At 68.7% G+C, this 23,055-nt stretch carries 21 protein-coding genes; 11 read left to right on the forward strand and 10 right to left on the reverse strand.

Annotated elements, in window-relative coordinates:
• Nucleotides 1-70: 70 nt before the first annotated feature.
• Nucleotides 71-1,900 (forward strand): subtype A tannase, encoded by a 1,830-nt coding sequence (locus RIV12_RS03555; RefSeq protein ID WP_309322145.1) that lies wholly within the window; start codon nt 71-73, stop codon nt 1,898-1,900.
• Nucleotides 1,901-1,973: 73 nt separating this feature from the next.
• Here the strand turns inward: RIV12_RS03555 and RIV12_RS03560 are convergent, their stop codons facing one another.
• Nucleotides 1,974-2,741, reverse strand: a complete 768-nt coding sequence (locus RIV12_RS03560) for a DeoR/GlpR family DNA-binding transcription regulator (protein ID WP_309322147.1) — start codon at nt 2,739-2,741, stop codon at nt 1,974-1,976.
• A gap of 203 nt (nt 2,742-2,944) precedes the next feature.
• On the opposite strand from RIV12_RS03560, the gene RIV12_RS03565 reads away from it, so the two are divergent.
• Nucleotides 2,945-3,391, forward strand: coding sequence for a VOC family protein (locus RIV12_RS03565; RefSeq protein WP_309322149.1), 447 nt, complete (start codon nt 2,945-2,947; stop codon nt 3,389-3,391).
• A 15-nt stretch (nt 3,392-3,406) separates the two neighbouring features.
• On the opposite strand, the gene RIV12_RS03570 is transcribed toward RIV12_RS03565, so the two are convergent.
• On the reverse strand, nt 3,407-4,180 hold the full coding sequence (locus RIV12_RS03570; RefSeq protein ID WP_075250004.1) for a DeoR/GlpR family DNA-binding transcription regulator: 774 nt from the start codon (nt 4,178-4,180) through the stop codon (nt 3,407-3,409).
• A 123-nt stretch (nt 4,181-4,303) separates the two neighbouring features.
• Between RIV12_RS03570 and RIV12_RS03575 the strand changes: the two genes are divergently transcribed.
• From RIV12_RS03575 to RIV12_RS03605, 7 genes are all read left to right on the forward strand, one after another.
• Complete coding sequence (locus RIV12_RS03575) at nt 4,304-4,480, forward strand: hypothetical protein (RefSeq protein ID WP_256691646.1); 177 nt, start codon at nt 4,304-4,306, stop codon at nt 4,478-4,480.
• 235 nt (nt 4,481-4,715) lie between these two features.
• Nucleotides 4,716-5,585 carry an ABC transporter ATP-binding protein gene (locus RIV12_RS03580; protein ID WP_309322151.1) on the forward strand — a complete coding sequence of 290 codons (870 nt, stop codon included), beginning with the start codon at nt 4,716-4,718 and terminating at the stop codon, nt 5,583-5,585.
• Complete coding sequence (locus tag RIV12_RS03585) at nt 5,582-6,262, forward strand: ABC transporter permease (RefSeq protein WP_309322153.1); 681 nt, start codon at nt 5,582-5,584, stop codon at nt 6,260-6,262. Before RIV12_RS03580 ends, RIV12_RS03585 begins: the two co-directional genes overlap by 4 nt.
• Nucleotides 6,259-6,939, forward strand: coding sequence for an ABC transporter permease (locus RIV12_RS03590; RefSeq protein ID WP_309322155.1), 681 nt, complete (start codon nt 6,259-6,261; stop codon nt 6,937-6,939). Before RIV12_RS03585 ends, RIV12_RS03590 begins: the two co-directional genes overlap by 4 nt.
• Nucleotides 6,936-7,934 (forward strand): ABC transporter substrate-binding protein, encoded by a 999-nt coding sequence (locus tag RIV12_RS03595; protein WP_309322157.1) that lies wholly within the window; start codon nt 6,936-6,938, stop codon nt 7,932-7,934. Before RIV12_RS03590 ends, RIV12_RS03595 begins: the two co-directional genes overlap by 4 nt.
• Before the next feature lie 158 nt (nt 7,935-8,092).
• A complete protein-coding gene (locus tag RIV12_RS03600; protein ID WP_309322160.1) occupies nt 8,093-8,716 on the forward strand; it encodes an NADPH-dependent F420 reductase in 624 nt (207 codons plus the stop codon).
• Between the two features lie 103 nt (nt 8,717-8,819).
• Nucleotides 8,820-9,227 carry a winged helix-turn-helix transcriptional regulator gene (locus RIV12_RS03605; RefSeq protein WP_309322162.1) on the forward strand — a complete coding sequence of 136 codons (408 nt, stop codon included), beginning with the start codon at nt 8,820-8,822 and terminating at the stop codon, nt 9,225-9,227.
• A gap of 26 nt (nt 9,228-9,253) precedes the next feature.
• Here the strand turns inward: RIV12_RS03605 and RIV12_RS03610 are convergent, their stop codons facing one another.
• The 5 genes from RIV12_RS03610 to RIV12_RS03630 form a co-directional block, all read right to left on the reverse strand.
• The gene (locus RIV12_RS03610; protein WP_075418068.1) at nt 9,254-9,844 is read right to left on the reverse strand and encodes a dihydrofolate reductase; all 591 of its coding nucleotides are present in this window, start codon (nt 9,842-9,844) and stop codon (nt 9,254-9,256) included.
• Nucleotides 9,841-10,734, reverse strand: a complete 894-nt coding sequence (locus RIV12_RS03615) for a thymidylate synthase (RefSeq protein ID WP_309322165.1) — start codon at nt 10,732-10,734, stop codon at nt 9,841-9,843. The genes RIV12_RS03610 and RIV12_RS03615 overlap by 4 nt, the downstream gene beginning before the upstream one ends.
• A complete protein-coding gene (locus RIV12_RS03620) occupies nt 10,731-11,429 on the reverse strand; it encodes a hypothetical protein (protein ID WP_075418070.1) in 699 nt (232 codons plus the stop codon). The genes RIV12_RS03615 and RIV12_RS03620 overlap by 4 nt, the downstream gene beginning before the upstream one ends.
• 74 nt (nt 11,430-11,503) lie before the next feature.
• On the reverse strand, nt 11,504-11,944 hold the full coding sequence (locus RIV12_RS03625; RefSeq protein WP_075418071.1) for an OsmC family protein: 441 nt from the start codon (nt 11,942-11,944) through the stop codon (nt 11,504-11,506).
• 167 nt (nt 11,945-12,111) lie between these two features.
• Nucleotides 12,112-12,618, reverse strand: coding sequence for a DUF2505 domain-containing protein (locus RIV12_RS03630; protein ID WP_309322169.1), 507 nt, complete (start codon nt 12,616-12,618; stop codon nt 12,112-12,114).
• 177 nt (nt 12,619-12,795) lie between these two features.
• On the opposite strand from RIV12_RS03630, the gene RIV12_RS03635 reads away from it, so the two are divergent.
• Nucleotides 12,796-14,271 (forward strand): sensor histidine kinase, encoded by a 1,476-nt coding sequence (locus RIV12_RS03635; RefSeq protein ID WP_309322171.1) that lies wholly within the window; start codon nt 12,796-12,798, stop codon nt 14,269-14,271.
• 99 nt (nt 14,272-14,370) lie between these two features.
• On the opposite strand, the gene RIV12_RS03640 is transcribed toward RIV12_RS03635, so the two are convergent.
• On the reverse strand, nt 14,371-14,619 hold the full coding sequence (locus RIV12_RS03640) for a WhiB family transcriptional regulator (RefSeq protein ID WP_003779481.1): 249 nt from the start codon (nt 14,617-14,619) through the stop codon (nt 14,371-14,373).
• 215 nt (nt 14,620-14,834) lie between these two features.
• Nucleotides 14,835-18,428: an FtsK/SpoIIIE domain-containing protein gene (locus RIV12_RS03645; RefSeq protein ID WP_309322173.1), complete on the reverse strand. Its 3,594-nt coding sequence runs from the start codon at nt 18,426-18,428 to the stop codon at nt 14,835-14,837.
• A gap of 141 nt (nt 18,429-18,569) precedes the next feature.
• On the opposite strand from RIV12_RS03645, the gene ligA reads away from it, so the two are divergent.
• Entirely contained in the window at nt 18,570-21,026 is a 2,457-nt protein-coding gene (gene ligA, locus RIV12_RS03650) for an NAD-dependent DNA ligase LigA (protein ID WP_309322175.1), read from the forward strand.
• Between the two features lie 75 nt (nt 21,027-21,101).
• Here the strand turns inward: ligA and RIV12_RS03655 are convergent, their stop codons facing one another.
• Nucleotides 21,102-22,979, reverse strand: a complete 1,878-nt coding sequence (locus tag RIV12_RS03655; RefSeq protein WP_309322177.1) for a L,D-transpeptidase — start codon at nt 22,977-22,979, stop codon at nt 21,102-21,104.
• Nucleotides 22,980-23,055 lie beyond the last annotated feature (76 nt).

A 23,055-nucleotide genomic window follows, 5' to 3' on the forward strand; every position in this document is an offset into this window, starting at 1 on the left:
GGTGATGTGCTAGTCACGTACGCAGACACCCGAGCGAGGCACGCCACCGACTGTGCCGGAGGGAAGCACGATGAACCTGCCACGACGCACTATCCTCACCACCTTGCCCGCCACGGCGGGACTCCTGGGCCTGGGCGCCTGTTCCACGGGAGGGGCCACCGCGCAGGCCTCCGCCACGGCGTCGTCGCAGGCGCCCACCGACACGAAGCTCGCCCTGGACAACACGGCCTGGCGCTACGACGCGGACCACAAGGTCTACTACCAGCTGGGGCTGCGCTACGTGACCACTCCCCAGGCCTCGGACTATGAGACCCTGGGCATCTACGTGCCCGGCGCCTATCTCAAGGGAACCGACAACGGCAACGGCACCTACACGGCCACGATCAACGCCTCCGGCACCGTCGGCAGCTTCACCGCCGCCACCGCACCCACCGTCTTCCCGGTCAACACCCCGGGATACTCCGCCCAGAAGCCGCCCACCGAGTACTCCTACGAGACCATCAAGGCCTATATGGAGGCCGGCTTCATCTACGTCCACGCCGGCCTGCGCGGCAAGGACTCCAACTCCCAGACCTACTCCGGCAACGCGCCCTGGGGTGTCACCGACCTCAAGGCCGCCGTGCGCTACCGGCGCTACAACTCCGCCTCCGTGCCCGGCGACGCAGCGAAGGTCTACGTCTTCGGGCACAGCGGAGGAGGGGCGCAGAGCGCCGTCGCAGGGGCCTCAGGGGACAGCGAGCTGTTCGCCCCCTACCTGGCCGCTCTGGGTGCCGCCACCACTGACACCAGTGGCAAGGCTCTGTCCGACGCCGTCGCCGGAGCCATGTGCTGGTGCCCGATCACCAGCCTGGACAGCGCCAACGCCGCCTACGAGTGGAACATGGGGCAGTTCGCCTCCTCCGATACTCGGGCCGAGGGCACCTGGACGCGGGCCTACTCCCATGACCTCGCGGCCGCCTTCCCCGCCTACCTCAACGGGCTGAAGCTCACCGATTCCCAGGGCAGGCCCCTGACCCTGGAGTCCTCCTCCCAGGGCACCTACCTGTCGGGCTCCTACTACGACCACCTCGTGGCGGTCATCCAGAAGTCCCTCAACGACTTCCTGGCGGCCACCACCTTCCCCTACACGCCCTCCTCCACCGAGATGGCGGGGATGGGGCCCGGCGGGGGCGGCGGGGCGCCGTCGGGAACCCCGCCCAGTGACGCCGGCGGCACGCCCCCCAAGGGGGGGACTCCCGGAGGCGGCGGTCAGGGCAGTGGTGAGTCCACCACCTACAAGACGGTGGAGGAGTACATCGCCTTCCTCAACTCCTCCTCGCAGTGGGTCACCTACGACGCCTCCAAGAAGACTGCGACGATCACCGGCCTGCAGGGCTTCGTCACCTCCCAGAAGAACGTCTCCAAGGACGTGGGGGCCTTCGACGGCGTGGGCCGAGCCCAGACCGAGAACCTCGTCATGGGCTCGGGGGAGAACAAGCAGCACTTCTCCTCCCTGAGCCGCGAGGTCATCTCCAAGGGGCAGTCCAGGTACGCGAGCCTGTCGGGCTGGAACAAGGACTACGGCGTCGCCGCCTACGAGAAGGACCTGGCCGCCAAGGACTCGGTCGGCACCGACATGGTCACGCGCGTGGCGATGTACGACCCCTTGTACTACCTCACCCAGGACTCCAAGGGGCGAGGCAGCTCCACCATCGCCCCGGCCTGGCGCATCCGCACTGGCATCGCCCAGGGCGACACGGCCTCCACCGTCGAGGTGAATCTCGCCCTGGCGCTCCAGCAGGCCGGAGCCGGCAACGTCGACTTCGCCACCGTCTGGGGGCAGGGGCACACGATGGCCGAGCTGACCGGCACCGGCGAGGAGAACTTCATCGCCTGGGTGACCAAGCAGGCGGCCTCCTGAGCCCGGAAGACTCCGGGGGACATCCTGGAGCCTCCCGGGCCGAGTCGCTCCGCTCCGACCCGGTCGTTCTCCGTTAGTCGCACAGCACGACGTCGACTCCGGCGCCCCGCATCTCCTCAAGGGTGTCGGGGGCGATCTGGCTTGTTGTCAGCAGCGTGTCGAGGTCCTCGATACGCCCGAACCGGTAGGTGCTGGTCTGGGCGATCTTGCTCGGTGCGGTCGGCAGAACGCGTCGGGTGGAAGAGGCCATGATGGCGCGCTTGACCATCGCGTCGTCGGACTCCATGACGGTCAGGCCTTCGCGGGTGGACACGGCGCAGGTGGACAGGACCGCGACGTCGGCGCGGAACGCGCGCACCGCCTCGACCGCCTCGGCGGAGAACAGGGAGAGGGACTCCGGATCCACCGGGCCGCCCGCGATGGTCACTGCGGCTCCACGCACGGAGGCCACTGCTGCACCGGCGCCCAGCGACAGGCACAGAACCCGGATGTCGCGGCCGGCGAGCTGCTCGGCCACCATCTCGCAGGTGGTCCCGGAGTCGATGATGACCGCCTCCCCGTCCTCTATGAGCTCGGCGGTGGCCTGCGCCAGACGGCGCTTGATCTCCACATCCTGCCTGCGACGCATGGAGGCCGGCCGGGCGGCCCCACGGCGCGGTGCACGCAAAGCGCCGCCGTGGACCCGGGTCACCAGGCCCTCGTGGGCCAGCTCGGCCAGGTCCCGGCGGATGGTGATGACCGAGACCCCGGTCAGCCGGGACAGCGCCTGCACACTGTGGACTGTGGTGGGGCTCAGGGCGCGCAGTATCGTACGGCGCCTCTCGTGAGGACTGTCGCGCATGCTTCCTCCGCATCGGCGGCAACGAGGCGATCGTTTTGCTGGAGAACGAGCAATGACAATGATCGTATGGTCTTCTACCGTTGGTGTCAACGGATCGGAACTCCGGAAATCCGTTGATTCAATGCCGGAAAATCGCTGTCGGGAAGAGTGATCGTACGATCATCTCTGATCGTCGACAGTGATTCTTCACCGTCAGGAAGGGAATGACCATGCCTCACCTCGACCACGTTGCCATCTGGGTCGCTGACCTCGACAGTGCCCGCGACTTCTACTCCCACTGGTTCGGCGGGCACGCCAACGGCCTCTATGAGAACCCGAGGACCGGCCTGCGCACCCACATCCTCCACTTCGCTGAGACCCCGGCGGTCCAGCGGGGGACCCGCCTGGAGATCATGACCCGTCCTGAGCTCGCCGAGCACTGCGAGGCCGCCCAGCTGGGGTGGGCTCACGTCTCCTTCGGCCTGCCCGGGCGTGAGGACGTCGACCGCCTGGCCTCCCACATGTCCGAGGCCGGCGTGCCGGTCATTGACGGACCTCGCCAGACCGGTGACGGATACTACGAGGCCACCGTGCTCGACCCCGAGGGCAACCGTGTCGAGCTCGTCGCCTCCGACTACTCCGACGACGTCGCCCTGCGCCCGACCTTCTGATCCGGGGAGAGGTCTCTACACGTCGTGCACCTCGACGGAGACGCCTGCCTCCCGCAAGCCTGTCAGCGTTTCCGGGTCGATGTCGGTCGTCGTCAGCAGGGTGTCCAGGTCGCTCAGCGTGCCGAAGCCGTAGGTGGACGAGCGTGTCAGCTTGCGTGGCGGAGCCGGCATGAGACACCGGGATGATGAACCGATGATGGCCGCCTTGAGGACGGCGTCATGATCTTCGGTGCAGGTCAGGCCGCTTTGCGCTGATACCGCGCAGGCGCCCAGGACGGCCACGTCGGCGCGGAAACGGCGCACGGCGTCGACTGCGGTCGTCGTCAGCATCGCCAGCGTGTCGGTCTCAACGATCCCCCCGGGGACGGTGACGACCGGGCCGGGTGCGGAGGCCAGCGTCGCAGCCGCCGACAGCGACAGGCACAGGACCCGGATGTCGCGCCCGACGAGGTTCTCAGCCACCATCTCGCAGGTAGTTCCGTTGTCGATGATGACGCTCTCCCCGTCATCAACGAGTGCTGCTGTGGCTCGGGCCAGCACCCTCTTGGCTTCCAGATCCTCGCTGCGGCGCAGGGAGATCGGTTGGCCGGCCCCGCGTCGAGGCGCGCGCAGGGCGCCGCCATGAACGCGGGTGATCAGGCCTTCGTGAGCGAGCTCTGCCAGGTCGCGACGGATCGTCACCCCGGAGACGCCGGTGAGTCGCGACAGGGCGTTCACGCTCATGATCGTCGTCGTGCTCAGGCTCTTGAGGATCTGACGCTGACGGCTGGTGGGGGAGAAGGTACTCATGGATGATCACTTTACGTTGAAATGAAGATTCTGAATGATCATATGGTCTCCTACAGTAGTGGGTGTCGACAGGGATGGACGCAGAACTCGTTGATACACCCGTGATTTACCGAGGAGATCATCATGATCGGAAATGCTCTCAACCATGTTGCCAATGCCGTCAGCGCCGCCTACTCCTGTTGGCTGGAGGGCGTGCTGGAACAGACTGCTGGACCTGCGGCAAGCTCCTACGCGCAAGGTGTCCAGGCCCTGCTCAAGGGGGACTTCCGAGTCGATGAGGCCGTGTCGCTGGCGGCCTGAGCACCTCAGTCACGCAGTGCGGGAATAGCGTGCACTGCCGCGGTGTTGAGTGGGAGCAGCTCGTCGACTCCATCGACGTGTAGATGGTGAGCACCTGGGTGTTTGCTTTCAATCCTGCACCAATCATCTTGGGAAAAGCCAACACCTGGCAGATCGGCAGGTGGCGGCTGGTACGGTGGCGATACGCCAACGGGACGCGCCGTCAGAGGCCATGAGAGGACACCCGGCACCTGCAATGAGCAGCACCATTACCTTCGATGCCGTCACCAAGTCGTACCCGGCCGGGAGGGGCCCCGAATCAGGTTCTCCCGCCGTCGACTCCTTCACGGCCCGCATCGAGGCCGGCACCACCGCCGTCCTGCTGGGATCGTCCGGCTGCGGCAAGACCACCCTGCTGCGCATGGTCAACCGCATGGTGGAGCCCTCCAGCGGCCGGGTCCTCATCGATGACGAGGACGTCGCCGCCCGTGACGCCGTCGCCCTGCGCCGCTCCATCGGCTATGTCATGCAGAACGCGGGGCTGCTGCCACACCGGCGCGTCATCGACAACATCACCCTGGTGCCCAGCCTTCAAGGCGTAGGGCGCCATGAGTCCCGGCAGCGGGCGCTCGAGCTCATGGACATGCTGGGCCTCGAGCGCGACCTGGCCGGGCGCTACCCCCACCAGCTCTCCGGCGGTCAGGCCCAGCGGGTCGGTGTCGCCCGGGCCCTGGCCGCCGATCCGGGGGTGCTCCTCATGGACGAGCCCTTCGGCGCCGTCGACCCCCTCGTGCGCCGCGATCTCCAGCGCGAGATGGTCCGGATCCAGGCCGAGCTGGACAAGACGATCATCTTCGTCACCCACGACGTCGATGAGGCCCTCGCTCTGGGCGACGAGATCATCCTTCTGCGCGAAGGCGCCCAGGTCGCCCAGCGCGGCAGCGGCCCCCAGCTGCTGGCCGACCCGGCCGACGACTTCGTCGCCCGCTTCCTCGGCCTCGACGACGCCGCACGCCAGTTGAGGCTCAAGGATGTCGCCGAGTCCCGCATCGTCCTGGACCGGGCCGGTCGCGCCGTCGGGCGCCTGGCCGACGAGTCCTCCACGGAGGCGGAGGAGCGGGCATGAGCTGGGTCCTGGCCAACCTGCCCACCATCGCCGGACACCTGCTGGCTCACCTGCTCCAGGCGGTTCCCGCGATCATCGCCTCCTTCGTCCTGGCGATCCCCATCGCCCGGCTGGCCCGCACCGCCCGCCCGTTGCGCGCCGTGCTCGTGACCGGCTCCTCGCTGCTCTACGCCGTCCCGTCCCTGGCCCTGTTCGTCATCCTCCCCATCATCCTGGCCACCGGCATCCGCGACCCGCTCAACGTCATCGTGGCCCTGACCCTCTACGGGCTGGCGCTCCTGGTGCCGGCCACTGCCGACGCGCTCGACGCCGTTGACGCACGCGTCCTGGACGCCGCCACAGCCATGGGCATGGGGCGCCTGCGCTGCTTCCTCACCGTCGAGCTGCCGCTCGCGGGCCCCGCCATCCTCACGGGCCTGCGCGTGGTGACGGTCTCGACGATCTCGCTGACCACTGTTGGGGCGGTCCTCGGTGTGCGCAGCCTCGGCTGGCTGTTCACCGACGGCTTCCAGCGTGGCATCACCGCCGAGATCGTCACCGGCCTGGTGTCCACCGCGGCCCTGGCGCTCGTCCTGGACGGGCTCGTCCTCGCGCTGGGGTGGCTGTGCCTTCCCTGGACCTGGAAGCGTGCCGAAGCCGGCCCAGCCGCCTCACAGAACCAGGAGGGCAAGGCGTGAGGTTCGTCCTGGCCGCACTGGCGTACATCGCCGATCCCGCTCACTGGAGCGGGGCCATGGGGATCGGCCCGCTGCTGGTCCAGCACATCCTCTACTCCCTGGCCGGTGTCCTCATCGCCGCCCTCATCGGGGTCCCCACCGGCTGGTGGGTGGGGCACACCGGACGCGGGCGCACCTGGGTGCAACCGCTCAGTGGCGCGGCCCGCTCCCTGCCCACCCTGGGCCTCATCACGCTGTTCGGCCTCGTGCTCGGGGTCGGGCTGAGCGCCCCCATGATCGCCTTCATCATCCTGGCCCTGCCCAGTGTCCTGGCCGGAGCCATGAGCGGGGTGCGGGCGGCCTCCACCATGGCTGTCGACGGCGCTCGAGCCAGCGGCATGAGCGAGTTGCAGGTGCTGGGGCGGGTCGAGATCCCCCTGGGGGCGCCGCTGCTCGTCGGCGGGCTGCGCTCGGCCAGTCTCCAGGTCATCTCCACCGCCACGCTGGCCGCCTACACCGGCGCCGGCGGGCTCGGCCGGCTCATGTTCCTGGGCCTCAAGACCCAGGACTACGTCATGATGCTCGCCTCGGCGCTCCTGGTCATCGCCCTCGCCCTGGCCTCCGAGGCCCTCTTCGCCCTCATCCAATGGGGCGTCACGCCCCCGGGTGCCCGGCAGCACCGGAAGGAATCAGCATGACTGCACAGTCCAACCCGCGCCCCGGTAAGCAGCTGACGCGACGTGGTCTGCTGGCCGGCGTCGGCGCGGCCACCGGCCTGCTCGCCCTGAGCGCCTGCTCCGACACCGACCCCTTCGCCATTGACCGGGCCTCCGGGGGCTACTCCGGTGGCCCGATCATCATCGGCAGCCAGCAGTACTACTCCAACGAGATCATCGCCGAGCTCTACGCCCAGATGATGGAGAAGACCGGCCTGACCGTCACCCGCCAGTACCAGATCGGCCAACGGGAGGTCTACCTGCCCGAGCTCGAGGCCGGCAAGATCCACGTCATCCCCGAATACGGCGGCAACCTGCTGGAGTACTACAGCAAGACCTCCGCCTCAGGCAGCCCTACCGCCGCGGCCGGCACCGCAGCCCCCTCCCGCACCGCCAGTGACACTGCCTCCATCCAGGACACCCTGCTGAGGACTCTGCCGCACTCGTTGACCGTCCTGAATCCGGCCGAAGCGACGGATCAGGACTCCCTGACCGTCACCAAGGCCACCGCCCGGGCCCACTCCCTGACCTCCATCGGCGACCTGGCCTCACTGGGGCGGCCCATCACCATCGCCGCGAACTCGGAGTTCACTACCCGCCCCTACGGTCCCAAGGGACTCAAGGCCGTTTACGGCGTCGACGCCTCCGTCACGCCGGTGGAGGACTCCGGCGGACCGCTGACCGTCAAGGCGCTCACCGACGGCACCGTCGACGTCGCCGACATCTACTCCTCCGATCCCGCCATCGGGGTCAAGGACCTCGTCATCCTGTCCGACCCTCAGATGCTCATCCTCCCGCAGAACGTCACCCCGCTGGTCTCCGCCTCACTGCCGGCCATCGCGGCCACCGCCATCAACCGGGTCTCGGCCCTGCTGACACCCGACGAGCTGCGCGCCCTCAACCAGCGCTCCACCGGTGAGAAGCTCAGCTCCAAGGTCATCGCCACCGACTGGCTCACCTCCAAGAAGCTGCTCTGAGCGGCGAGAGGACCGCGGCGCTCGGCGTGTCAGTGATGACAGGGAGCGTGCGGGACGACAATCAGTGATCTCTGTCATACAGTCACTCTCTATCGGAAAGTGAGTGCGTGTGAGAGAGTTTAGTTGTTCGTTCAACAACTAACGCTCAAGGAGCTCTCATGTCCGTCCCCTCCATCTCCATCATCGGCGCCGGCAACATCGGATCAGCCGTCGCAGGCCTGGCGGTCAAGGCCGGCGCCAGCACTCAGGTCCTGGTCCGTGACACCTCCAAGGTCACCGGCCTGTCGGGTGTCGACGTCGCCGAGATCGGCTCGCCCCTGAGCGGCGACATCGTCGTCCTCGCCCTGCCGTACGCCGCCATCGACGACGTCATCGCCACCTATGGCGGGCAGGCCTTCGCCGGCAAGGTCGTCGTCGACCCGACCAACCCCCTGGACTTCACCACCCTTGACTCCGTCGTGCAGGCCGGTAGCTCTGCGGCTGCCGAGCTCGCCGTGAAGCTCCCGGGCGCCCAGGTGGTCAAGGCCTTCAACACCGTCTTCGCGGCCGTCCTCGCCGCCGGAACCGTTGGCGGTCGCCCGGCCACTGTTCTGGCCGCCGCCGACTCCGCCGAGGCCAAGGCGAGCCTGCGCTCGTTCGTCGAAGCCGCCGGGCTGAGGTGGGCGGACGCCGGAGAGCTCAAGCGGGCAGAGCGTCTGGAGGCGCTCGGGGCGCTGGGCATCGCCCTGGGCGTTACTGAGCAGATCGGTTGGACCGGGGGACTCGCCGTCGTCGCTGAGTGAGGCGCACGATCCGCAGGTAGCCTGTCGCCAACATCCGTCGTCGGCCGCTCACACTCGTGGGCGTCCGACGACGGATCAGCGACCAAGCACACGAGGAGACAATGTGGCCGACACTGAGCAGCCGACCGGCACGCATAAGGCGGGGGAGATGGCCCCCGACCCTTACAGCCGCAACTGCCCCTCACGCCCCCTACTCAAGTCGCTCGGTGACCTGTGGACCGTGCTCGTTATCGGGGCGCTGCATCATGCGGACCGGCCGCAGCGCTTCAAGGAGATATCGGTTCAAGTCGACGGTATCTCCACGAAGATGCTCACCCAGACGCTACGAGGGCTTGAACGCGATGGACTTCTTGAGCGCCATCAGTATCCAGAGATCCCACCGCGAGTGACCTACGAGCTCACTGACTCAGGGAAGGGGCTGGCGGAGGCGCTCGCTCAGGTTGAGGCCTGGGCCACCGACCACCTCGGTGCTGTCACTGAGGCGCGGGCCCGTTATGATGCCGCCCACTGAAGACCTGTTGTGCCCACTGAGCGCGTCTAGAGGTGCCGCCAGGTCTCCACTCGCCAGCGCGCGTCCCCCGACACGGGGCGCCACTGCCCTTGCGGGTCGGAGCGGGCCGGGTCGATGGCCCACTCCTGAGTGCTGATCCCCGGTGCGCGCACCAGCACTGAGTCGGGCAGGCCGCGCTCGCGGGCCCGCTCGGTGGCATCGAGGTCCAGGACGCTGACGACGAGCACATCGGGCAGACCGTCGGCCAGAGCCTGCTCGTAGACGCTTCCGCCGCCGATGACCCACAGGCGGGGCAGCCCGGCAGCATCCCCCTCACGAGGATCGTGCCCCAGGTCGGCGGTCAGGCCCCGCGCCGCCACCGAGAGCCCCTCACGCAGCGAGCCGGCACGGGTCGCCCCCTCAGCCCGCCAGGACCGGTCACGGGTGAGAACCACGTTACGCCGCCCGGGCAGGGGGCCTCCCAATGACTCCCAGGTAGTGCGTCCCATGACCAGTCCGCAGCCCATGGTCGTGGCCTTGAAGTGGGCGAAGTCCGCCGGCACACGCCACAGCATGCCGCCGTCGGCCCCCAGGATGCCGGTGACGTCCTGGGCCCAGATCATCCCCAGGCCGCTCATACCGCGACCGGGGCCTTGATCGTGGGGTGGTGCTCGTAGCCCTGGGAGGCGTCGATGTCATCCATGTCGTAGGCGTCGATGGACTCGGCCCGCTCCAGGCGCAGCGTCGGGAAGGGATGGGCGCTCGGCACCCGGGAGAGCTGGGTGCGGACCTGCTCGACATGGTTGTCGTAGATGTGGCAGTCCCCGCCGGTCCAGATGAGCTCGCCGGGCTCCAGGCCCGACTGCTGGGCGAGCATGTGGGTGAGCAGCGCGTAGGAGGCGATATTGAAGGGCACCCCCAGGAACAGGTCGGCGCTGCGCTGGTAGATCTGCAGGCTCAGGCGGCCATCGGCCACGTAGCACTGGAAGAAGGCGTGGCAGGGGGCCAGGGCCATGGAACCCAGCTTGGAGACGTTCCAGGCCGAGACCAGCATGCGCCGCGAGTCCGGGTCGGTGCGCAGCGTGCCGATAAGACTGGAGATCTGGTCGATCGCATCCCCGTCCCGGGTGGGCCAGGAGCGCCACTGCGAGCCGTAGACCGGCCCCAGCTCGCCGGAATCATCGGCCCACTCGTCCCAGATCGTGATGCCCCGCTCCTGGAGCCAGCGCACGTTCGTGTCCCCGCGCAGGAACCACAGCAGTTCGCCCTTGACGGCCTTCATGGCCACGAACTTCGTGGTGATACGCGGGAAGCCACGTCCCAGGTCGTAGCGCAGCTGGCGGGCGAAGAGCGAACGCGTTCCGGTACCGGTGCGGTCGGACTTCGGGGTCCCATTGGTCACAACGTCCGCCAGGAGGTTCTCGTAGGCGACGTCGACGTCCGGCGGGGGGACGAGCCCCATCTGCGCGAGCGCCGGGTACTGGGCGGCCGACGGCGACGGCTCGCTGGCACTGCCGAATCCGTTCATGCGTCGATCACCTCGACGTGGGAGTTGTCGACGTAGCCGCCCAGAGCGAGCTGGGGTCCCAGCGCCGCCTGTGCCCCCTCAATGACCTGGTTGGCCAGTGCCCGGCCTCCGGACCAGCCGATGGCGGCCCCGATCCCGAAGGGGAGCAGGCGCCCCAGCGCCAGCGCCCCGCCCTTGGCGGCCGAGCGCTTGGCCACCCGTTTGATGAGGTGGGCATTGATCGACTTCACCGAGGGCAGGGGCATCTGCATGAGCAGCTGAGCCGCCCAGAACATCGAGGACAGGCCCAGCTGGCCCTGAACCGCCTCAGAGCCCTCCTTGCCCAGGAGGGCGGAGAGAACCAGGGCCCGACGGCGCTCGGTGTCGACGACATGGACCCCCTGGATCTCCGCGACAGTGAGAACGTAGGTGACGGCCGAGGCGATGAAGGCGGCGCTCTGGCCGACAGTCAGAGCGGCGGCCGCGCCCGTACTGATGGCCGGTATGGCCGCGGAGGCCCCGACGGCCCCCGACGACAGACCCGCGTCCCGCCGGAAGCGGGAGGCGGCCATCTCGACGAGCTCGGCGGCGTCGGCCCCGGGGCGGTCCCGACGCATCCGTGCGACGCGCTCCTCGATGCGGGCGGCCGGGATGGCGATGGCCTTGTCGAGTGCACGTTCCAGCGCGGTGGAGCGCCCAGAGCGGGAGGTGTTCACGGTGGTCTCCTTACCTGATGGCACAGGGGGGCCTCGGGGACGGCGGCCGGTTCAGCGGATGGGGCGCTGAGCGCTCAGTCTTCGTTGGGGTCGACGATCGTCGTCGTGTAGGAAGCGCCGTGCTCGATGGTGTGACCCACGGTGCAGTGACGGTCGACGGCGCTTGCGACCCGCTGGTTCAGCAGCTCGCGCTGATCGGCGTCGAGCGAGGACAGATCGGTGACGATCTCGACCTGGAAGGACTCGTAGCGCTCCTCGGCGTCGTTCTTGACGGTCGAGCAGCCCACGGTGGCCTCGAAGTCCTCTCCCAGAGCCTTGGCCAGACGGTGGTCGGCGGACAGGGTGTTGCAGGTGGCCAACGCGATCTTCATCAGCTCGCCGGGGGAGAACTCGCCCGGCCCCATGCCGATGCGGACCTCGGCGCCGGAGGAGTTGCGACCGATGTACTGCCGGGTGCCCGCGCGCTCGGCCCACACGGCGTTAGGGGCGGAGGCGGCTGTGTTGGATGTGCTCATGGCCTGATCGTGCCATGAAACAGGGTGCGACTCGGTGTCGGAACCGGTACACGGCCCCGTGCTGCGCCACTGGCGGACAGGGGCGCAGCACGGGAATAACAGCACCGGGCGACGTAGCGCACAGTGAATGACCGAGGTGAGAGATCGAGATGCGATGGAGACGGGGATCAGTGCTCGGCGAGCCAAGCGGTGGCGCGGCGCTCCTCGTCCGCCACGACTCGGCCCACCATGCCCATGGCCTTCTCCTCGATGGTCTTGCCCACCAGGGGCACAGTGACCTTGAGATCGACGTCGACGGTGAGGGTGGTGGCCTCACCGGCGGCGTCCGCGGCTGGAGCCATGGTGGAGGTGGCACTGACCTTGACCGGGGCGTTCTTGATCGTCACGTCGTAGCCGCCGGAGCGTGATCCGTCGTCCTTCGGCTCGCCCCAGGACTCGGCTACGGTGAAGGACACCGCCGAGCGCACGAACCGCGAGGCGACCGAGGGCAGCTGGGCGGGCTGGACGCTCCCGGCGATGGTGGAGACGAACCCCTGGCCGCGCTGAGCGACGTCGACTGAGGCGTTGTCGAGCCCGGCTCGCGAGACCCGTTCCTCCTGGTAGGCGGGGTCGGCGAGCATCTGCGCGGTGCGTGCCGGACTTGCGGGATAGGTGATGGTGATGGTCTTCCTCATGGTGCGATCCTGTCATGTTTCACCGGGCCGGGGCATGCTCCGATCATGGCGGGGCCGGGAGCCGTGACGCGGCTCGTACGGTTGAGTACGGGATTGCTCAGGTCCCGAACATGTGTCCTGCTTGGCAATGAGTCGGCTCAACGAGCCGGGTCCGCTCACTGCCGATAACCTTGAGAGGTGCCTAATCTTCTGCCCAGCGCCCTCAGAGACGCAGTCGACCTCGCCGAGGCCGACCTCGACTGGATCCACCAGCTGGTGGCCGACTGGCAGCTGATTGCGGACCTATCCACCTCTGACCTGGTCCTGTGGGTGCGTACCCGCGCGGGGCGTTTCATTGCCGCAGGCCATACCCGCCCGTCTGGTGGAACCACCGTCCACCTCGAGGACGTCGTCGGGCGGCGCATGCCGGCCTCGCGTGAGGCCATGGCCATGGAGTCGCTGTCCACCTCTCAGATTCAGGACGCCGCCGAGCCCTACTGGACCGGTACCGCCGCGGTCCAGGAGGAGTACATCCCGGTTGTCCACGCCGGTACACCGATCGCCGTCGTCACTCGGGAGACCTCGGTGGGCGTCATCCGGGGCGGGCGCATCGTTGAGCGGGAGATGGAGGAGATCGCCGAGGTCCTGTGCCAGATGACCGCCTCGGGCGACTTCCCCATCCAAGGTGCCGGCACCACGATCCGCCACGGTACACCGCGCGTGGCCGACGGCGTCCTGCGCCTGGACGAGGAGGGGAGGATCGTCTACGTCAGCCCCAACGGGCGCTCCTGCTTCCACCGCCTGGGGATCGAGGGCGAGCTGGAGGGGATCCAGCTGGCTGAGGCCGTCACCTCGATCATTCCTGCCCGCACCCCCGTCGATGAGACGCTGGCCGTGGTCCTCATGGGGCGGCAGGCCTGGCTCACCGAGGTCGAGGTCGGAGGAGTGTTCCTCTCTCTGCGCTCCATTCCCCTGACGCTCCGAGGACGCCGCTCCGGGGCTGCGCTCCTGGTCCGTGATGTCACCGAGGTGCGTCGGCGTGAGCAGGTCCTGCTCAATAAGGACGCCACCATCCGGGAGGTCCACCACCGGGTCAAGAACAACCTGCAGACGGTGTCGGCGTTGCTGCGCATGCAGGCCCGCCGTGCCTCGAACGAGGAGACCCGTCAGGCCCTGTCCGAGGCCGAGCGTCGGGTGACCACCATCGCCACCGTCCACGACGCCCTGAGCCACAACGTCAACGAGCACGTGGACTTCGACGAGGTCTTCTCCTCCATCCTGCGCATGGCCGCGGTTGTGGCCACGCCCACAGGTGAGGTCAGCACCAAGCTGGAAGGCTCCTTCGGCGTGGTCGATGCCGACACGGCTCAGGCGCTGGCCACGGTGCTGGCCGAGCTCGTGACCAATGCCGTCGAGCATGGCCTTGACGGACGTGACGGCCGAGTGACAGTCACGGCCCACCGCGACGAGGACCACCTCGAGGTCCACGTGATGGACAACGGTGCAGGCCTTGCATCGGACACCCTCATGACCGGTCTGGGAACGCGGATCGTCACCACGCTCGTGCGTGGGGAGCTGCGGGGGGTCATTGACTGGGAGCCTCTGAGCGGCGGGGGGACCGACGTCGTCATTCACGCCCGCCTTAGCCAGAGGGCTGCCAGGGCTGAAGCCTGACCTTTCGAATCCGGGCTGCTGAAAACACCTGGATCGACAAAAACGGTGTTCGCACGATTAACCGTGCGAACACCGCGACACGAAGAAGTCGATCAGTTTTCAGGATGATCGGCGCGCGCGAGCCGCCCGACGCTTGAGGGAACGACGCTCATCCTCGCTCATGCCTCCCCAGACGCCGGCGTCCTGACCGTTCTCCAGTGCCCACTTCAGGCAGGTGTCCACCACCTCGCAGCGGCCGCACACCTCTTTCGCCTTGGCGATCTGGGCAATGGCGGGACCGGTGTTCCCCACGGGGAAGAAGAGCTCCGGGTCAACGGTGAGACATGCGGCTTGGCTGCGCCAGTCCATAAAGGCCCCCTACAAGGTCATCGGTCATACGGCTATCGCCGGTCCGGTTTGACAGGGGACGGCGGCCGCGTCTGAGAACAACTTTCACATGACGTGGGGCAGCGGGCAAGACCTCGATCATGAGACCTGTGCCGATACCCTGTCGTGATCCTCACAGGAGGCTGAGGTATTGAGATAACACCACTTTCCATCATTGAGAATGCCTGTTAAACAGACTATTCAATAGGACGGTCATCGTCTTCGGGCCGCGGCAGCACGACCTGAATGGGCAGGCACGTTCCGCGATGGACGAGTGCTCCACGACCAGGAAGCGTCATCGCCCTCGGGTCGGTGACAGCCCGCAAGGACATGCCGGCTGCCTGATCGGCATGACGCAGACCGGGCCACAGCACGACGATGGCCTCGCGCTCACGCATGGTGGAGATCGCGCCGCGGAAGGTCGTGGCGACCTTCTCCGTCGAGGCGGAGGCCAGAACCACCTCGGAGCGTGCCAGCGCGGCCTCCACCTGAGTGGTGGTGGCCACGTCCGCCAGGTCCAGGTCGTCGACAACGAGCGCGTCTGAAGGAATCGCCTGAGCCAGTGCCCGCAGGGTCGTGGAGCGCCCCGAGCCGGGTGGCCCGGTGACCAGGACACTGGTGTGAGCCGGGAGGGCGACCGGTGCTGCCGCGTCCCCTCCCACAGCCCAGGTACCGTCCGGAACGTCCTTCCAGGTGGGCCGTGTCGGCAGCGGCTCGAGCCGCAGCACACGGCCGCCGTCGCGGTCGGAGCCGGACACAGGGGGGTCCTCCCGGAGCACGATCTGACAGGCGGTCGTCGCCGCTCCGTCCAGGATGACGCCCCGCCCTGGGACGCCTCCGGTGACCACCCCGCGTGGAAGACCTGCGAGGGCGGCCTGCGTGCCAGTGGACGCACCGAGAACCAGCCTGAGCCCCATGGATCCGGCCCACCGGGCGGTGGACGCGCCCAACGGGGCGGTCAACAGCAGGGGAGTGCCCGTTGCGGATGCGGTTCGGATGACGGTCTCCAGCAGGGCGTTGCCCTGACCTGGGCCCAGCACTTCATCGATGGTCGGGATGAGTGCGTCGACGTCATCGAGGCACAGCAGGTCCCCGCCCAGCCGCCCACTGGCCGCAAGCCCCCACAACCGGGCCAGGCGCCGCGGGTCCTCCGTACCGACGACCGTGCCCACTCCGGGGTGGGTGAGGAGTCCGCGCACGGGTGAGGCAGCGTCCGTGGCCCCGCCGGAGCCGTCGGAGGCCGGCGGAGCGAGCCCGCACAGGTGCACCCCTCTGCCCGAGCTCAGTGCCGCCGTCGCGGCCGAGACGACGAGAGTGGAACGCCCCGACCTCGGGGCCCCGAGGACCAGCAACGGGCGAGCGACCCACCAGTGCCACACCCCGAGGCTCTGCTGGCGAGGAAGGTCGGTGACGGCGAGAAGAAGACGGTCGTCGTGGATGGTCGGTGGTGCGTGGCCGGCGAGGTCCGCGAGGGCGAGCGCCCCATCCTCCCCCTGCTTCTCAGTCCCACCGGGTGCCTGGGGGCCTTGGAACCGTCCCAGCTCGAGTGCCTCGGCCGCGTTGATCGAGATGGGCAGGGCCGGCGCCCACGGGCGCCACGGAGAGGCGTGTCCCTCGGCTGCGCGTGAGACGAGGTCAACGATCTCTTGGACCTCACGCGTCGAGCCGCACCAGGGGGCCTGAAGCACCTGGCTGCTAGGGCTGCTAGGGCCAATAGGTCCGTTGCCGAGACCTCGTGGGCCGGGGTCGTCCTCCTGCTCGCCGCCGGCTCCACTGATCAGGACTCTGCCGGGATGATGACCGAGCCGAGCGGCCCCGTCGTGCCCCAGGACGTCTCTGGAGTCAGTGGCGTCGAGTACTCGTAGACACACTCGCAGGGAGGTGTTGGCTCGAATCGCCGGTGACACGGCCCCCTGAGGGCGCTGAGTGGCCAGAATGAGGTGGATCCCCAGACTGCGTCCCTGGGCGGCGATGCGCACCAGAGACTCCAGGACCTCGGCGTGCTCACCGGCCAAGGTGGCGAACTCGTCCACCGCCACCACCAGATCGGGGACGACGACCCGTGGCGGCAGGCAGGAGAGATCCTTGGCGCCATGGGCGGCCAGGATCCGCTCGCGGCGATGTACCTCGGCCTCCAAGGAGGACAGGGCTCGCTGAGTGCCGGCAGGATCCAGATCCGTCAGGACCCCGGCCGTGTGCGGCAGGCCGGCGAGAGGACCGAAGGCGGCACCACCCTTGTAGTCGACGAGTACCAGTGTCAGGCGATCCGGTGCCCGACTCAGCGCCAGCTGCACCAGCCACGAGATGAGCAGCTCGGATTTTCCTGAACCCGTCGTCCCGGCCAGCAGGGCGTGCGGGCCGTCCGCCACCAGGTCGGCGCTCACCGGCCCCCGCGATCCCACTCCGAGCACCGCCGACAACGCCGGGGCATCCCGGGCCGGCGAGCGTGACTGCTCCTCCCACCGAGTCCGCAGCTCGTGGGCGTCGAGGTCGTCCATGACCGCACTGAGGGGGACCAGATCGGGAATGCCGTCGACATGGGACGACCCCTGCGGCGGTGACGTGATCCGGGAGCGGCTCAGGTGGCGAACCGCATCCCACCAGGTCGGTGAGCACGATGGCGCCCCTGCCGGAGCGGGCCGCGTGCACAGTGCCTGCGGCGGGACCTCATCACGCGAGCAGGTCAGTATCAGCGCGCTATGAGGGCGTGCCTGCGGACCCCAGGTGAGGTGGAGCCCCAGCCGGTCGCCTGCCTCCTCACGCTCCTCCCTGTCCCGATCACCCGCGTGCCCATCCTGGGGGTCTCCCGGCAGGTCATCCATCACGGTCACCCGGACCTCATCGCGGGCCAGGAGCTGGGTGCACCACCATCTCAGTGCGTTCCCGGCCCCCTTGCCCGACAGGGCCACGCTCTCGCCGTCGGAGAGCGACAGGACGCAGCGTCGTCGGCGCTCGGCACTCCAGGCGGTCAGGACCTCTTGGGAGGTCGACACCGGCGTCGGGCCCTCGGCCTCGGAACCCCGGACGGGATGAGACATGCTGGACCGTGCCGCGACGGCCAGCAGCATCGTGGCAGGGTCCGGCTCGCCGTGCCTCCAACCCGGTCGGCATCCTCGGCGGCGCCGGCGACCACGCCATCGGGACCCGCCGGCGCTCCCGGTGCGCTGGGCTCGCCGGCGTTGCAGGAACGGCACCAGGCGCATGATCGTCATCGCGATCATGGGCGCCACCATGATCATGCCCATCGCACCGCGGCTCCCCGTCCTGACCGCTATCGCCGCCGAGCCGGCCATGACCAGGACGCAGACCAGTGTGCCCGCCATCAACCATGCCGTTGACGAAGCCGGCGCCGCAGGGGCCGCCACCACCAGGTCGCAGGGGCGCCTGCGCAGCTCGAGCACGCTGCCTCCCAGCCTCAGGAGCGCCCCCTCCCTCAGCCGCATCTCCCCGCGAGCACGCAGCCACAGCCCCAGGTGCCAGTAGCGGTAGGAGCCGTTGGCCGATCCGCAGTCCTGCGCCAGGACATGGCCGCCATGAAGCCGCAGGCGCAGATGACGGCGTGAGATCAACGGGTCGCTGAGAACCTCTCCCCGCCCCAGGAAGGCGCCGTCCCTGACAGGGATCACCAGGCCGCGGTCAGGTCCATCCAGGACCGCAAGGTGCCACGGGCCGGCCAAGGCGGCGAGAGCCGCGTCCGCGGCGACCTCACCCACCGACTGCCGGCACAACGAGAACGAGGCCTCCCTCGGCAGGGGTGAGGGGAGGTCCAGGACGTCGGCGGTAGCGCTCATTCCTCCAGAATCACCGCTGTCGTCCGTCACGTCGCCGGCGGGCAGCACCGGGTGTGGACAACCTCTCCATTCGGGGATGCTCATGCTCACTGTGGATACGCGCAGAACCCGGTGTGAACCCGGTTGAGGGAAGATGGCCCCATGACTGACACCGACGTGCCCCGCGGCTCCGCTCCTAGCCAGGCCCCCGCCTCGGCACACTCCGATCAGCAGAGCCCCGTGGATCTGAGCGTCATCCCCACTGCCGCCCGGGAACGCTGGAGTGAGCTGGTGCGTGACATCGAGGCGGCCCGCGACGCCTACTACAACGCGATCGACGCCGAGAGCCCCCTGTCCGACGCCGACTACGACGTCCTCTACCGGGAGCTGGAGGAGCTGGAGGCAGCCCACCCCCTCCTGGCCAGAGCCGGATCACCGACTCGCTCCGTGGGTGGGCGCGCCGTCACCGACTTCGCCCCCGCCCCGCACCACGAGCGCATGTACTCCCTCCAGGACGTCTTCTCCCTTGACGAGGTCCAGGAGTGGGCCGAGCGCATGGTCGCCGAGACCGGGGTCGGCGACGACGAGCTCGCCATGACCGCCGAGGTCAAGATCGACGGCCTGGCCGTGGCCCTGACCTACGAGGACGGGATCCTCACTCGGGCCGCGACCCGCGGTGACGGCACGACCGGTGAGGACGTCACCGGCAACGTGCGCACCATCGGCTCGGTCCCCCTGGTCCTGGCCGGCGACGCCCACCCCTCCCTGCTCGAGGTGCGCGGCGAGGTCTACTTCCCCACCCAGGACTTCGAGGCCTTCAACGAGGAGCGCCGCACCCGCAACCTGCGGCGGCAGAAGGACGGCGCCCCCCTCCTGCAGGTCTTCGCCAACCCCCGCAACGCGGCTGCGGGCTCGCTGCGCCAGAAGAACCCCGCCGTCACCGCCTCCCGACCCCTGGCGATGATCGCCCACGGGGTCGGCGCGATCACCCCCGCACCGGGGGAGAGGCTCCCCACCCGGCAGCACGAGTGGTATGAGCTGCTGGCCGGCTGGGGGCTGCCGGTGTCCCCCTACAACACCGTGGTCCGGGGACGGGCTGAGCGTGAGGCCTACATCGAGCGTTACGCCAACCACCGCCACGACCTCATCCACGAGATCGACGGCATCGTCTTCAAGCTCGATGACCATACCCTCCAGCGCCGCCTCGGTCACACCTCCCGAGTGCCCCGCTGGGCCACGGCCTACAAGTACCCGCCCGAGGAGGTCCGCACCCGGTTGCTGGACATCGCCGTCCAGGTCGGGCGCACCGGACGCGTCACGCCCTTCGGCATGATGGAACCGGTCCTCGTCGCCGGCTCGACGGTGGCCCGCGCCACCCTCCACAACGCCACCGAGGTGGCCCGCAAGGGCGTGCGTATCGGGGACATGGTCATCGTGCGCAAGGCCGGCGACGTCATCCCTGAGATCCTAGGGCCGGTCGCCGACCTGCGTGACGGCACCGAGCGGGACTTCGTCATGCCGACGCACTGCCCCTCCTGCGGCACCGAGCTGGCACCGGCCAAGGACGGCGACGTCGACCTGCGCTGCCCCAACACCCGTTCCTGCCCCGCCCAGCTCACCGAGCGGATCGCCCACATCGGCTCCCGGGGCGCCCTGGACGTCGAAGGACTGGGAGACGAGGCCGCCGGCGCCCTCACCCGACCCGACGCCGGACGCCGCGAGGCCCTGACCGCGCTCGCGGCAGGGCGGAGCCTGGAGACCGAACGCGGACGGCTCAGCCTCTCGCCCGGCGAGCTCGACTCCCTCCACGTCTCCCAGCGGGTGGAGGCCGTCGAGGAGCTCCTGAAGCAGTCGGGGATCACCGAGCAGGTACCGGTGCTCACCGGCGAGGCCACTCTGTTCGACCTGACCGAGGACGACCTTCGCGAGGTCTTCGTCTGGCGTCCCGTCTCCCGCCGGGGGGTCCCCACCGGCGACTGGCGCCTGAGCCGCTTCTTCTGGACCAAGCAGACTTATGACGCCGACGGACGGGTCAAGAAGGCGACGGCACCGGGAAAGAACGCGACCGCCATGCTCTCCCAGCTCCGGCAGGCCCGCACCCGTCCACTGTGGCGCATTCTGGTGGCCCTGTCCGTGCGTCACGTCGGCCCGACTGCCGCCCGCGCCCTGGCGGCGCGTTTCAGGTCCTTGGAGGCCCTGTGTCGGGCTGACGTCGCCGAGCTGGCCGAGGTCGACGGCGTCGGCCCCACTATTGCCGAGTCCTGGGCGCGGTGGCGTGAGGTCGACTGGCACCGCGAGATCCTCAGCCGCTGGGAGTCCGCCGGGGTCCGTACCCGGGAGGATGCCTCGGACCAGCAGGAGGAGCCGGCGCGCACCCTGGAGGGCCTGACCGTCGTGGTCACCGGCTCCCTGGAGGGATTCACCCGGGACAGTGCCAAGGAGGCCATCGTCTCGCGCGGCGGCAAGGCCTCCGGCAGCGTCTCGAAGAAGACGAGTTTCGTCGTCGTGGGGGACAAGGCGGGCTCCAAGGAGACCAAGGCCCGTGAGCTGGGGCTGGCGATTCTCGATGAGGAGGGCTTCGTGGCGCTCCTGGAGAGAGGACCTCAGGCGGTCTCCTGAGGACTCACGACTGGGGCGGGGCACCTCCTTGTCAGGAAAGTGCCCCGCCCCAGTCGCGACTCGGTCGATTCCGGCTCAGTAGTGGCTGTGGACCACCGTGTTCGTGTCGACCCAGTTGTAGATCCACTGCGCCTCGGGGACCGGCATGTTGACGCAGCCGTGGGAACCGGAGTACCCGAAGCTGGAGCGCCACCCCGCGCCGTGGAAGGCGTAGCCGCTGTAGAAGTAGCTCACCCACGGGACGTTCTCGGCGACATAGGGGGACCCGTCGGCGTTCTCGCCCCGCATGGTCTGGGACTCGTACTGCAGGTAGACCTTGTAGGTGCCGGTCACCGTCGGGGTCTCGGCGGCGCCGTCGACGATGGAGACCGGACCGTGCACGACGGTTGCGCCCTCGTAGGCGGTCACCGTCTTGCTCGACAGGTTGAGGTCGACCCACTTCTCACCCGGAGCGGCCTGGTAGGGCAGCTTCTCCGCGCCATTGGCGATGGTGCGCTCCTTCCAATCCGCCTTGACCGTCGTCGCCTCGAAGGAGCCGGAGTAGGCCTTGCTGCTGCCCAGGGACTGCGTGATCGAGGAGGCGACCGCATCGACGTTGTTGACGGTCTTACCGTCCTTGGCCTCGGTCGGGGTGGAGACCACCTGGCCGCTGGCATTGATGTTGCGCTCGCCGGTGACGGGCTCGGAGCTGGCCTCCTCGGCCTGTGTCTTCACCCACTGGGAGACCTTTGAGGAGTCCACGGCGATGGTCGGGGCGGTGTCGGTCGAGTTCTTCACCGTGATCCACGAGGCCTTGTCCGTGCTCTCCGCCGTGTAGGAGTCCTCACCCATGGTGATGGTGACGTCCTGGGCGACCCAGCTGTTGGCCTCGTCAGCAACCTTTTGGGCGTCGGAGTCGGAGACCTTCGGGTCGGCATTCGTGATCGTCATAGAGATTGACGACGAGTCCAGGGAGGTAGCGGCCTTCTGCGCGGCCTGGGCCAGGGCGTCGGCATCCAGCGAGGAGCCCTTGGCCGAGCTCGTGGTGGTGAAGGTGGTGCCGTCCTCACCGAGGACCACGGTGGCGTTGCGTGCCTTGGCGCGGTCCTCCGGGATCAGAGAAGTGGCGTAGCTGCTCACCTTGGTCTTGTCGGTGGTGGTGACCACCGGGACCTCGCCCTTGGAGACCAGAGCGTGGAACTTCTCGCCGAGCGTATTGCCTCGAGCCATGACGGCATCGGCGGTGGCCTGAGCATCCACGGTGGTTCCCAGGTCTGCCAGGGAGGCGCTGGCGGTGACGTCCCCGGAGATGTCGACCTTGGTGCCCTTCACGCGCTCCTCAATGGCGGCGACCACCTCCTCCCGGCTCTTGCCGGAGACGTCGGTGCCGGCCACGGTGGTCCCCGGGACGGCCCGGCCGTCGTAGTGCGCGGCGTAGGCGTAGCCACCGGCACCGACGACGCCCAGCAGGAGCAGCGCGGCGGCCGCGACCCCCAGGGGCCAACGGCGACGACGCCGGGGCTCGTCCAGGGTCGACTCCGCATCGGGGTACGTGGCCGCGGGGAAGGAGGAGGGGGCCAGGCCGGCTGCGGTGGGATGACCGCCACTGCCGGTGCTGTCGGCATTGCCGATAGTGTCGGTACCGCCGGTGCTCTCAGCGCTGACGATGCTCTCGGCTCCCGAGGCGCCCTCGGTGCTCGGCTGATCGCCCGGCTCGCTGCCGGCGCCCGGCTCAGAGGTCGGGGTCGGGACGACCGCCTCGATCTCCTCGGTGCTGCCCTGCTCCTCCTTCGTGCCGCTTGAGACAGCGTTGGCCGAACGCGCATGCGGTGCCGCGGCGTTCGCAGCCGCCTGGAAGACGGACTGGCGACGTACGCCTTCAGACTGTCCGTAGGGCGTACTGAGCACAGGGGTCTCGCTCTGTGAGGCTTCTCCCTGGTGCTGTACACCAGTGGGGGAAGTGTTGCTGCTCATGCATCCTCGTCCCTCGGCCACCTGCCCCGTGCGGGGAGGTATGTGGCCGAATCCAGTGGTCCATCTGACCTCCGGT

The sequence above is a fragment of the Actinomyces stomatis genome (assembly GCF_031292835.1).
GTDB lineage: Bacteria > Actinomycetota > Actinomycetes > Actinomycetales > Actinomycetaceae > Actinomyces > Actinomyces stomatis.